The organism is Companilactobacillus versmoldensis DSM 14857 = KCTC 3814 (genome assembly GCF_001434295.1).
GTDB classification, from domain to species: domain Bacteria; phylum Bacillota; class Bacilli; order Lactobacillales; family Lactobacillaceae; genus Companilactobacillus; species Companilactobacillus versmoldensis.
In genome coordinates this window covers 25,280-37,996 of sequence record NZ_AZFA01000013.1, presented here as the reverse complement: position 1 = coordinate 37,996, position 12,717 = coordinate 25,280, and the positions used below count along the sequence as shown (strand labels likewise).

Below are 12,717 nucleotides of genomic sequence, written 5' to 3'. Positions count from 1 at the left end.
CAGCTCTTTTGATGCGATAGGATTTATTTATTGTCAGTGCTAGCTGTCTTCCATAGCCAATTGCCATTTTCGGCAATCTCGGCTTCAGCATAGTAGGTTGTTTTTGTGTCTGTTGTGATCATAATCATACCTCCCATTTCATTGAATATGATAACGGTCTAGCCAAGGGAATGAATCCCAGTTTCCGATAAGTTATCTGTTGAGAAGTGGTTTTTAAAGGATTTGCTAGCAAAAGACGAATAATCATGGCAGTAAATACAATTAAAATTTGTGAAGTTTATCTAAAGAAAGTTGCAAACAACATATATGAAGAGAAAAGACACGCCGGAATTATTGCAAATTAAAATAATCATAGCAGGCGGAATAATTGACTAAGTAAAATTTTATATCAGCTGTGTTGCCCAATCCGATAGGATTGGGCTTTTTTAATAAATTTCACTTAAATCAGCTATTAACCAGCGTTACGTAACGCAATGTTTTAATTTAAATGATTGGTCTATATCATTTATTTGGGGGCTGATTAAGTTAATAAAATAGCTATTTTCACTTATAAACAACTATATCAAACCCGAATGGACAGCGGCTGGGGTGAGCGGTTATTATTAGCAAATCATGTGAAACTCTAAACATTAGGGGCATGCAAAATATTATCTTATGTCGGAGGGATGACGTGAATCCGGAACAAACCATTAGTATGGTTCAAATCTTTTCCATACTACGTAAATATATCAAGGTGATTTTGGGGACGGCACTAGTTGTTGGTGCCTTAGCAACCGCGGTGACTTTTCTCTTTATGACTCCTAAATACAGTTCGACCACTGAAATTTTGGTTAATCGTAAACTGCCTTCACAGATGCAGGGAGCTCAGTTCCAACAGTCCCAAGCAGACGTGCAGATGATTAATACCTATAAAGATATCATCACTAGTCCAACTGTTTTGCGAGATGTTAATCGAGAGATTAAGCATTACCCTGCTTATCATGGATCGATGAAGAGTTTGAAAAAATCTATTTCTATTAATAGTTCGCAAAATTCTCAGGTCTTCTCGGTCTCTGCTAAGGCAGGCGACCCGAAAACGGCGGCAGCCACGGCTAATTTGACGGCTAAAGTTTTTAAAAAGAAAATTGGCAAGATCATTAGCATCAATAACGTCTCGATTGTGTCAAAAGCGACCGCTGAACCCGATCCAATCAGCCCACGCAAAAAGCTGAATATACTGGCAGGAGTCATTTTAGGCCTAATGCTAGGTGTAGCGATTGCCTTTATTCTCGAATTGACTGATCGGACCATTCGCGACGAACGTTTCATTACTGATGAGTTGAAACTGACTAGTCTTGGGATAATCAATAAAATCGATCAAAAAGTAATCGATAAAATGGCTATGCGAAAAAAAGAACTTGTCAAAAATAATAGATTATCCAGCGGAAAAGTCAGGAGGGTCTAATGATGCTGAAACTTTTTTCAAAGAAAAATAAGAAGAAACAAAAAGAAAGCTATTCGATGAATTATGGGGTCAGTTTATTAGCTCATGACGACCCGACAAATGTCATATCTGAACAGTTCAATACTATTAGGACCAACATTCAGTTTTCATCAGTCGATACCAAACTGCACTCGATCCTTTTCACTTCGGCAGCACCTTCAGAAGGTAAATCGACGGTCAGTGCAAATTTGGCCGTCAGCTGGGCCAAGCAAGACGAAAAAGTCATTTTGATCGATGCCGACCTGCGAAAGCCGACCATTCACAAGACTTTCAATCAGAGTAATCAATCAGGTTTATCCAACTATCTGCTCGGTAGCGCGAATTTGGACGAGATCGTTAAAGAGACCAAAGTGCCAAATCTCTACGTCATCACCAGTGGCCCGATTCCGCCCAATCCTTCGGAAATCCTGGCTAGCAAAAGGATTGGCAACTTGATGGAAGAATTACAAAATCGCTTTGACTTGCTGATGTTTGATGCTCCACCTGTAAATTCAGTCACGGATGCACAAGTTTTGGCTACTAAAATCGATGGAACTATTTTAGTTACTCCGCAAGGCGTTGCTGAAAAACATTCTGTGGCTCATGCCAAAAAGCTTTTAGATACGGTCCACGCTAATATTTTAGGCGCCATCGTCAATCAAGCAGAAATTGATAAGTCCTCGAATTACTATGGGGGCTACTACGGTATCGAGCAATGAATCTGATCGACTTGCACTGCCACATTTTGCCGGAAGTCGACGATGGCGCTAGCAGTTTAAAAGATGCTTTGCAATTAGGTCAGGCAGCGGTTGACCAAGATATCACGCACATCTTACTGACTCCGCATCATCTGGATAAATCATATGTGAACCACAAACAGGATATCGTCAATAAAACGCAGAAATTTCAAGAAAGCCTGCACGAAAAAGGCATACCACTGACTGTTTTTCCCGGCCAAGAGGTGCACCTAAATGGAGACTTGCTGCAGAAAATTGATGTAGACGATGTGATCTTTATGGATGAATCTCAGCGTTATTTATTGCTGGAACTGCCGCATAACGATTTTCCGGAATACACGGCGAAAGTGATTTTTGATTTGCAGTCGCGTGGCATCATGCCGGTGATTGCTCATCCTGAGCGCAATCGGGCGTTTCAAAAGGATCCGACCAAGCTATACAAGTTGGTCGAACAGGGTTGTTTGACGCAATTGACTGCTGGCAGCTATCTAGGAGTATTTGGGAAAGAAGTTGAGAAATTTACCGAGAAAATTATTGCCGCAAATTTAGGGACGATTTTTGCGTCCGACGCCCACAATTTTAAGGGGCGAAAATTTGCAATGAAAGAGGCCTTTGAAAAACTATCTGACAAAAATTCTGAGACGGCACAACGATTTAATCGAAATGCTAAAAATATTCTTAATGGAGATGAGGTTGAATTTGTGGAATATCATCCTTCACACGAATTTAAGACTAATAAGAAGAAGTTTTGGATATTTTAAATTAACAGAAAGTAGCCGTTGATATGGAAGTACATGAAGAACAGGTAACCTTTGTTCAAAGTAAGGTTTGTTATGAGAATAGTCGATATATGTACCGGGGAATGAAAAGGATTTTTGATATTGTATTCAGCTTGTTGGGATTAATTGCCTTGCTGCCAGTTTTTCTGGTCGTTGCTTCCGCAATTAAACTTGAATCTAAAGGGGGACCTATCTATTATTCTCAAATTAGATTGGGTAAGCGCCAGCAACCTTTTAAGATGCTAAAGTTTCGTTCGATGCAGATCGATGCTGATAAGAAACTAGCTAAATTGATGGATTCTAATGAAGTTTCAGGTGCGATGTTCAAAATGAAAAACGATCCTCGCGTTACTAAAGTGGGAGCTTTCATTCGGAAGCATAGTATTGATGAGCTGCCACAGTTAATTAATGTTTTTCTTGGTGATATGAGTTTAGTGGGTCCCAGACCACCTCTACCAAATGAAGTAGAACAATACAACGATTATGATCACCAAAGATTATTCGTTAAGCCAGGTTGTACAGGCTTATGGCAAATTAGTGGCCGAAATAGCGTTGGCTTTAAAGAAATGGTTGCGCTCGATCTTAAATATATCGAAAAATGCTCCCTCTGGTTTGATTGTTATCTGCTATATCGGACGATATTTGTTTTCATCAAGCCAAATGGAGCGTACTGATGATAGCAAGTGAATCGAAATATAATATGTATTTTTTTAAAAGAACGGGTAAAATAATTTCCCTATTTTGGGCAGTATTATTTTTTATTCAAAGCAATAGTATTTTATTTGTTTCATATGATACCAACATTAAAAGGTATATTTATTTGATATCTATCGTGTTAGCGTCGATATCATTAATAATGACAATGTCACTGTATTTTGTTAATCAACAGAATATTCTTCCAGAAATTGTCCTAATCTTTTTCTTGATTTGTTCTTGTGCTGCTATGTACATAGGAACTGTGCTAAATGGAGGCAAATTTGAATTTAATACTTTCTATACATACTTTGTATTATTGATTGTATTTATTCTCTGGAGTAAATATTTACAAAGTGTCGAAATGAATAATTATTTATTAGTCATTTTTAGAAAGCTTGTGACTGTTTACGCTGGAGTATCGCTGATTATGTGGTTAGTTTGTTCGGTGTTAAAGATCATTCAGCCAACTTCATCAATTTTTATAAGCTGGGGATCAATTCATCCAGTTCCAGTTTATTTACACTTATACGCTCAATCACAAGAGCCAATTACTTTTTTAGGATTTGAAGCTATTCGAAATACTGGGATGTTTGCAGAAGCGCCAATGTATTCGTTCGTTCTTTCCATCGCTTTGTTGGTACATTCATTTGTAGAAAAGAAGATGAATTGTTTTACGATTTTGTTGATGATAACCATTATAACAACTGCATCGACAACTGGAACTTTGGTTGTTTTACTAGTTCTCTTTATAAGATTAAGTGAATTAATGATTAGATCTAAATATCGAAATATGCTAGTGCCCATTACAGTGACTTTATTAGTATCAGGATTTATATTACTAGTTACAGTTGTAATTTTAAAAATATTGCAAAGCGATGGTTCAGTCTCCGTTAGAATGGATGACTTTAATGCAGGCTATATTACGTGGATGCAACATCCTTTGTTTGGTATTGGTCTGTTTAACGATGGACCATTGATATCCAATATGAATCCTGCAAGATGGCCTTATTTAGGCCATGTTGGGAATGTTGGTTTCAGTTCGGGATTTATGAAAATTTTGGCAGGTGGGGGTTTAATTTTCACAATTATATTTTTGATTTGTCCTGTTATGATAAATTTTCTTATATCTATTCGTAGAAAGAATATGTTCTGGGGTGTATCAGTCGGGTTGGTAATGATAATTTCCATATCGCTAGTTCAAAACTTGTATTTATTTATATTTTTAATTGGTTGGATGTGGAGTAATTTTATTAATCCAAAAAATGGGGGAAATTAATATGAAAAAGATTTTAATTATTAATACCAATATTTTCAATAGAAACGGAATGTCTACAGTAGTAATGAACTATTACCAATGCATGGATAGATCTAATAAGAAATTTGACTTTATATCTAATGAGTACATGGAGCCGGATTTTAAAAAATATATTGAAGATCATGAGGACAAAGTTTTTATGTTTAGTAATCGGAAAAAATTTCCGATAAAATATTTTTCTTCGATTCGAAAAATTATAAAAAAGAACCATTATGATGTAATTCATATTCACACCAATAGCAGCACTGTATCTATAGAATTGCTTGCTATTCAATTAAGTAGATCAAATGCAAAAGTAATTCTCCATGCTCATGGCGTCACAACTAATCATCCATATATTCATAAATTTTTTAAAAACTATGTTAATAGAAATATTGATATAGCCCTTGCATCAAGTGATAAAGCAGGTAAATTTCTTTTCACAGATCAAAAAAAATTTAAAGTGATTAAAAATGGAATTAATACAAAAAAATTTGAGTTCAACGAAGCTGATAGGAAATTAATTCGTAAGAAATTAAATATTTCCGATGATACAAAACTTTTAGTTCACGTTGCGGCGTTCAGTAAGAACAAAAATCATGATTTTCTTATTGAATTATGTAATGAAATGAAGACTAAATTACTCGATTTTAAGTTGATTTTGATTGGGACTGGCGAACTAGAAAAAGAAATACAGCAACTGGTAAATGATTATTCATTAATGGATAAGGTGATTTTTTTAGGATCGATCCAAGACATAGAAAAATATTATTCTGCATCTGATATATTCTTGCTGCCTTCTATTCATGAATCGTTTGGAATAGTTGCAATAGAAGCACAAGCTAACGGATTACCATGCTTGGTATCAACAGCGTTGCCTAGAACAGTGAAATTGACAGATAACATAGAATTTTTATCTATAGAAAGAATAAATTTTGAAATTTGGATAGAGAAAATAAAAAAATTGAAACGAAATTCAATAGACAGCGTTAATAATTGGACTACTAAAGAATATGAAATAACTTCGATAGTCGGAGAAATCAGTGAGTTATATGAAAAATAAAGTGTTAATTGTTGCCCCTAATTTAACAGGTAAAGGTGGTACAGAGACGGTTATCTCTCATATTTTAGATAGTAGTATGATTGGGGACAAATTTAAATTCGATCTTCTTTTGACAGGCAAAGTATCGAGTTCTGTATGGATTAAAAATAAAGATAATTTGAATGATGTTGAGTTGATTTGTGATGATTCATCGATTGTAAAATTAATTAAATCTATCAAATTTTATCGTCAAACTAAAGTAGAAAAAATTCTTTCAACTGGACCTGGTCAGACATTGATTGCATCAATAGTTAAAAAGATTTTTCGAAAAAAATATCAAGTTATTTCATGGATTCATTTTTCAATTTTTGAATCTAAAAATATTAAAAGTAATTATTTGAAATTTGCAGATATACACTTAGCAATAAATCAAGAAATGAAAAAGCAACTTATTTCACTAGGTGTAAATAAAGAACGTATTAAAGTAATTGGAAATCCAGTTACTAGGAGTAATAAATACAGTGGTAGATCGAGATCAACGGTAAAAAAATTTGTGTATGTTGGGCGTATTGAATTGGATAGCCACAAAAATTTACGTGAAATGTTAGATGCTCTTAGTAAATTAGAAATTAAATGGCATCTAGATATTTATGGACAAGGAGAAGTAAATGAGTTGATAGATTATGCGGAAAAATTAGGCATTAATGATTCAATTTTGCTGAAAGGCTGGGTTGAAGATCCATGGGCAAAAATGAATCAAGTTGACGCATTATTATTAACCTCAACAAGCGAGGGCTTTGGAATGGTACTGGCTGAGGCTATAGCCATGGTATCCCATGTTTATCTTCTGATTGTCCTAGTGGACCTAGTACGATTATTAAAAATGGACTGAATGGATATTTATATAAGAGCAATGACCAATGTGATTTGCTAGAAAAATTATCACTGATATCCAGTAATAGAGAATTTGTTAATCCAATAAGGATAAGCGCTACTCTTGAAGATTTTTATGATGAAAAATATGACCGTAAATTTAAAACTGCTATTTCAAAATAGTCAGTTAAGGAGTAAATAACATCGAAAATAAAATTGATTTTGTGATCCCCTGGGTGAATGGAAATGACAGCAAGTGGATAACGAAAAAAAATAAGTATGAAGATAACAAAACTACATTGTCAAATTATATAAGTGGTGAATCTAGATATAGAGATTATGGCACCTTAAATTATTTACTTTTATCAATCGAAAAATACGCTTCATGGGTGAATCGAATATTTATCATAACTGATAATCAAGTACCGGAAGGGATATCTGATAATCCCAAAATAGAATTAATCGATCATAGTGACTTTATCGATGATAAGTTTTTACCAACCTTTAATTCAAATGCAATTGAGCTAAATATCCACCACATAGAAAAATTGAGTGAACATTTTGTGTTGTTCAATGACGACATGATTTTAAATAATAAAGTTGAACCAGACGACTTTTTTAAATGTGGATTACCGGTTGATGCAGCAGTATTTAGTCCTATTTTTCCTGAATCGGAATTTGATCGGATTCGAATTAATAACGTGGCAGAAATCAATAAGCATTTTGATAAGCGAACGGTTCAAAAGAAGATATTCACAAAAATTTTTAATTTTAAGTATCACAAATTATTAATTAATAATATATTAGTTTCGCCTTATTCAAGATTTACAGGATTTCACGATTTTCATTTACCAATTTCCTATACTAAAGCAGAATTCAAAGAAGTTTGGAATTATGAATCGGAATTATTGAACGAAACAATTTCTCACAAATTTAGAAAAGATTCAGAAATTAGTCATTGGTTTATTCGTTATTGGAGATTAATGAAGGGTCAATTTGCGACACAGAAATTGCCATTTGGTAGATTTTTCTATTTATTTGAAGATGCTAGTTGGGAAGAAGAAATTATTAATGGGAAATCTAAAGTTATTTGTATTAATGATTGTGACGATCTTTCAAATATTGATAAATATATTCAAAAATTAACTAATGCCTTGGATACCAAATTAGCTCATTAGAAAAGAATAGTAGAGAATAAAAATGAAAAAATATGTATTAGAAGTTTTAGAAGGGCAATCCAATTCAGCTGGTAGTAAAGCTAAGGGAGATGTCAGTTATTTTCTAAATCAAGACGGGTTTCAATCCATTGCAATTAAAATCCCTAAAAATAAAATCAAGCGAATTGTTTTTGGAAAACTTTTAGTTTTCAAAGCATTAAAAAATATTAAAAATGGAATTTTTGTTTTTCAATATCCGATGTATAGTCGAGTTTTTTCGAATTATGTAATAGATTTTCTGAGAAAGCGAAAGAACATCAAATCTATTTTAGTTGTACATGACGTTGAGTCACTAAGATTGAATAAAGATGAGAAGAATGCAGTAAACAAAGAAATATCTTTTTTTAATAAATTCGATAAATTAGTTTCTCATAATAGAAATATGACTGACTGGTTAGTTGAGAATGGCCTTAAAATTCGAGTTGAAAACCTTGAAATTTTCGATTACCAAAATCCGATTGAACTATCTAAAGAATGCTTTGAAAGAAGTTTAACTTTTGCGGGTAATTTGGATAAATCAAAATTTTTGAAACAAATTAAAATCCAATCGGATATTTATTTGATGGGTCCAGTGACTGATAGGGAATTTCCAGAGAATGTTCATTATAAAGGTGTCTATACTCCGGAAGAAGTTCCCACTCAATTGAAAAAAGGTTTTGGATTAGTCTGGGATGGAAATTCTCTTGCAAATTGTGATGGTATCTATGGAGAATATATGCGTTTCAATAATCCTCATAAGGTGTCTTTGTATTTGAGCTCAGGTTTGCCAGTAATAATCTGGAATCAATCGGCTATGGCAGATTTTATTATTAAAAATAAATTAGGTTTAGCTATTGATTCATTGAATGATTTAGATGAGGCACTAGAACAAATAACAAAAGAAAAATATTCAGAATTCAAACGTAATGTTGATCAAATAGCAATCGGATTAAGAAGTGGTAAATATATTAAGAAAGCTGTTTCAAATTAACATAAAGGGAAAATATTATGAACAAAATAACAGCCATTTCACCTGTATATAATGTTGAAAAATATTTGAGAAAAGCTGTTGAAAGCTTAATTGAACAAACCGTTGAAAATTTAGAAATAATTTTAGTAGATGATGGTTCAACAGACAATTCAGGTGAAATTTGCGATGCTTTATCCTTGGAGTTTGCTGATATTCAGGTTATTCATCAACCTAATTCAGGGGCTGCAATTGCTCGAAACACAGGTATTAAAGCCTCAAACGGTAAATATCTTTATTTTATGGATCCTGATGATTGGATGGAGCCAACAATGTTAGAAAATATGTTCATTGAGGCAGAAATTAATTCAGCCGAACTGGTAATCACTGGGTTCACCAATGAATACTTTATCAATGATGAGCATTTTGAGATTAAAAATCTTTCTAAAAATTCCAAATATCTAAATCAAAACGAGTTTAGAGAAAATGCTTATAAATATTTCAATAACACTTATATGGCTGTTCCATGGAATAAATTGTATTTAAGTAAATATATTAAAGAACATAATTTAGAATTTCCAAATGTTGGATGGGATGATCTTCATTTTAATATGGAAGTAATTAAAGATATTTCCAGAGTTTGTATTACTGATGATACTGGTTATCATTTTTTAAGATCCAGGCCGGGATCTGAGACGACAAAAGTGTTTGATAATTCCTTGTTTCATAAAAGAAGGGAACAATTCATACATATACTAGGTATTTATAATTACTGGGGGAATGCTTGATTCAGAGTGTATGGGTCACTTGCATTATTACTATGCTAGTCGTTTAGTTCAAGTAGCTGAAAATATTAGCAATAGTAATTACAGTTATCGTCAAAAAATAAAACTCATTGATAAATTAGTTAATGATGGACTAAGTAAAACTTCTGTTTATAATGCAAAGCCGTTATCAAAAATAATAGGAACTTTGCTGACGCCTTTTAAAGTAAATTCCTCTCTAGGGGTTTATTACAGTACAAAAGTAATTTCTAAATTTCAAAAAAAATATGAAAAAACGTTTTTTCAATTAAAACGTAATATTACTAAAGTCTAAGGATTTTGGAGGACATAATCATTAATTATTTAATCGTAGGATCTGGTTTATTCGGTGCTGTTTTTGCCCATGAAGCTGCTAAGAGAGGGCATTCCGTCAAGGTACTTGAAAAGAAGGACCATATTGGCGGCAATATATATACCAAAGAAGTTGAAGGTATTCAGGTTCATCAGTATGGAGCTCATATTTTCCATACTAAGATGGACGACATTTGGGAATATGTTAATCAATTTGCTGAATTCAATAATTATGTCAATTGCCCGGTGGCCAACTATAATGGCGAAATCTACAGTTTGCCATTCAATATGAATACTTTCAACAAACTCTGGGGTGTTATCACTCCTGAGGAAGCTAAAGCTAAGATTGAGGAGCAGAAAAAAGCTCTCGACCTTGAAGGAAATCCCAAAAATCTTGAGGAACAAGCAATTTCCTTGATTGGTCCGGATGTCTATCAAAAATTAGTTAAGGGTTATACCGAGAAACAATGGGGAAAGTCAGCTAAGGACTTACCTTCTTTCATTATTCGTCGTTTGCCAGTCAGATTTACTTATGACAATAATTATTTTAACGACCCTTATCAAGGAATCCCGGTGGGCGGATATACACAAATCATTGAGAAATTGTTGGACCACGAGTTGATCGACGTTGAAGTAAACTGCGATTTCTTTGATAACCAAGCGCAATATTTACAGTCAGATGCCAAAATAATTTTTACAGGGATGATCGATCAATTTTTCAATTACGAATTGGGCGAATTAGAATATCGAAGTTTGCGGTTTGAAAATGAAGTCCTCGATCATGACAATTATCAAGGCAATGCTGTGGTCAATTATACTGATGCCGAGACACCATTTACACGGATAATTGAGCATAAACATTTTGAAATGGGTAAGGGCAATAAAAATAAGACTGTCATCACTCGTGAATATCCAAAGACCTTCAAACGTGGGGATGATCCTTACTATCCAATCAATGATACTCGTAACAAAAAGCTCTATTCAGATTACGTGAAACTAGCTCGCTCAAACTATCCCAATGTCATATTTGGCGGTCGTCTAGGACAATATCGTTATTACAATATGGACCAAACAATTATGGCAGCATTGCAAACAGTTAAGAAGGAATTCAGCGAGTAATAGACGATGAAAGTTATTAAAAATTATCTCTATAATGCTTTTTTTCAAGTTTTTATTCTGATAATTCCCTTGATAACAATACCTTATCTGGCACGAGTCCTAGGACCAGCTGGGGTAGGCATTAATTCATATACGAATTCAATCGTGCAGTATTTCGTACTATTCGGCAGTATTGGTGTAAATCTGTATGGTAATCGCCAAATTGCCTTTGTGCGCGACGATCCTGAGGAGCTTACTAAGACATTCTACGAAATATTTTTGATGCGGATGATGACGGTGATACTAGCCTGCACAGCGTATGGAATATTCTTAGCCTTCACCAATAAATATCAAATTTACTTTCTGGCCCAATTTTTAACTATTGTCGCCGTCGGATTTGATATTTCCTGGTTCTTTATGGGAATGGAGAATTTTGCCGTAACAGTTTTTCGTGGGTTGCTCGTAAAAGTAATGACCTTGATTTGCATCTTTGCTTTTGTCAGATCTTATCAAGATTTAACAACCTACATCTTGATCTTATCGCTGTCTATTTTGTTAGGTAACTTAGCTTTGTTCCCCAGTTTGAGAAAATATTTGCGGAAACCTAACTTTTCAAAATTGCGGCCATTAGGTCATTTGTGGCCATCGTTACTGCTGTTCTTTCCCCAAATTGCTACGCAAATTTATCTAGTTTTAAATAAGTCGATGCTGGGTGCCATTATTTCGGTAGAATCTGCTGGTTTCTTTGATCAGTCAGACAAGATGGTAAAGATGGTCTTAGCTATTGTAACGGCGACGGGAACAGTTATGTTACCTCGAGTGGCACACGCATTTGCTAAAGGGAATCATAATCGAACCAAAGATTATTTATATGGTAGTTTCAGTTTTGTAACAGCTTTAGCTGTTCCGATGGCTTTTGGTTTGGCAGCAATAACACCGAAATTTGTTCCGTTATTTTTTACCGACAAATTTACCAGTGTCATCCCAGTAATGATGATTGAAGCAATCGTTATTGTCTTAATTGCGTGGACGAACGTGATTGGAACACAGTATTTATTGCCTACTAAGCAGATTAGTTCTTTTACGACATCAGTGGTGTTGGGTGCAATTGTTAATTTGATTGCTAATGTTCCATTGATTATTAAATTTGGTGCTAAAGGCGCAGCCGTGGCGACTGTACTATCTGAACTAGCAGTTACCATTTATCAATTGATAATTGTTCATAAGCAAATCAATTATCGAAGATTGTTCGAGGGCTGCATGAAATATTTATTAGCAGGGGCTTTGATGTTTGGACTGGTCTTTTATCTTGATAAATTGATGGCAAATAATTGGCTTGCTATCATCATAGAAATAACAACTGGAGTTTTGTTCTATGCTCTCTTGCTGATTGTGACAAAAGCTAAAATAATTTCCCAAGTGATACTGCTTTGGAAACGGTAAAGGATATATTTAGAG

The 12,717-nt window shown here is 34.1% G+C and carries 13 protein-coding genes; all 13 read left to right on the top strand.

Features of this window, described 5'->3' with window-relative positions:
- The first annotated feature begins 670 nt into the window (after nt 1-670).
- The 13 genes from FC27_RS07680 (at nt 671) to FC27_RS07620 (ending at nt 12,702) form a co-directional block, all read left to right on the top strand.
- Nucleotides 671-1,444 carry a YveK family protein gene (locus tag FC27_RS07680; RefSeq protein ID WP_010624514.1) on the top strand — a complete coding sequence of 258 codons (774 nt, stop codon included), beginning with the start codon at nt 671-673 and terminating at the stop codon, nt 1,442-1,444.
- A gap of 2 nt (nt 1,445-1,446) precedes the next feature.
- The gene (locus FC27_RS07675; RefSeq protein WP_010624513.1) at nt 1,447-2,181 is read left to right on the top strand and encodes a CpsD/CapB family tyrosine-protein kinase; all 735 of its coding nucleotides are present in this window, start codon (nt 1,447-1,449) and stop codon (nt 2,179-2,181) included.
- Complete coding sequence (locus FC27_RS11875; protein ID WP_010624512.1) at nt 2,178-2,960, top strand: tyrosine-protein phosphatase; 783 nt, start codon at nt 2,178-2,180, stop codon at nt 2,958-2,960. The genes FC27_RS07675 and FC27_RS11875 overlap by 4 nt, the downstream gene beginning before the upstream one ends.
- 23 nt (nt 2,961-2,983) lie before the next feature.
- Nucleotides 2,984-3,652 (top strand): sugar transferase, encoded by a 669-nt coding sequence (locus FC27_RS07665; protein WP_010624511.1) that lies wholly within the window; start codon nt 2,984-2,986, stop codon nt 3,650-3,652.
- Nucleotides 3,652-4,950, top strand: coding sequence for an O-antigen ligase family protein (locus FC27_RS07660; RefSeq protein WP_056938094.1), 1,299 nt, complete (start codon nt 3,652-3,654; stop codon nt 4,948-4,950). Before FC27_RS07665 ends, FC27_RS07660 begins: the two co-directional genes overlap by 1 nt.
- Before the next feature lies 1 nt (nt 4,951).
- Nucleotides 4,952-6,031, top strand: a complete 1,080-nt coding sequence (locus FC27_RS07655) for a glycosyltransferase (protein ID WP_010624509.1) — start codon at nt 4,952-4,954, stop codon at nt 6,029-6,031.
- Nucleotides 6,021-6,902 carry a glycosyltransferase gene (locus tag FC27_RS07650; protein ID WP_010624508.1) on the top strand — a complete coding sequence of 294 codons (882 nt, stop codon included), beginning with the start codon at nt 6,021-6,023 and terminating at the stop codon, nt 6,900-6,902. Before FC27_RS07655 ends, FC27_RS07650 begins: the two co-directional genes overlap by 11 nt.
- Nucleotides 6,903-7,107: 205 nt before the next feature.
- Nucleotides 7,108-8,061, top strand: coding sequence for a Stealth CR1 domain-containing protein (locus FC27_RS07645; RefSeq protein WP_268869691.1), 954 nt, complete (start codon nt 7,108-7,110; stop codon nt 8,059-8,061).
- Between the two features lie 22 nt (nt 8,062-8,083).
- Nucleotides 8,084-9,070 carry a glycosyltransferase gene (locus FC27_RS07640; RefSeq protein ID WP_010624506.1) on the top strand — a complete coding sequence of 329 codons (987 nt, stop codon included), beginning with the start codon at nt 8,084-8,086 and terminating at the stop codon, nt 9,068-9,070.
- Between the two features lie 17 nt (nt 9,071-9,087).
- On the top strand, nt 9,088-9,834 hold the full coding sequence (locus FC27_RS07635) for a glycosyltransferase (RefSeq protein WP_010624505.1): 747 nt from the start codon (nt 9,088-9,090) through the stop codon (nt 9,832-9,834).
- On the top strand, nt 9,827-10,144 hold the full coding sequence (locus tag FC27_RS07630; protein WP_010624504.1) for a hypothetical protein: 318 nt from the start codon (nt 9,827-9,829) through the stop codon (nt 10,142-10,144). The genes FC27_RS07635 and FC27_RS07630 overlap by 8 nt, the downstream gene beginning before the upstream one ends.
- Nucleotides 10,145-10,161: 17 nt before the next feature.
- Nucleotides 10,162-11,280, top strand: coding sequence for a UDP-galactopyranose mutase (glf, locus tag FC27_RS07625; RefSeq protein ID WP_029508170.1), 1,119 nt, complete (start codon nt 10,162-10,164; stop codon nt 11,278-11,280).
- 6 nt (nt 11,281-11,286) lie between these two features.
- The gene (locus tag FC27_RS07620) at nt 11,287-12,702 is read left to right on the top strand and encodes an oligosaccharide flippase family protein (RefSeq protein ID WP_010624502.1); all 1,416 of its coding nucleotides are present in this window, start codon (nt 11,287-11,289) and stop codon (nt 12,700-12,702) included.
- Nucleotides 12,703-12,717: the final 15 nt, after the last annotated feature.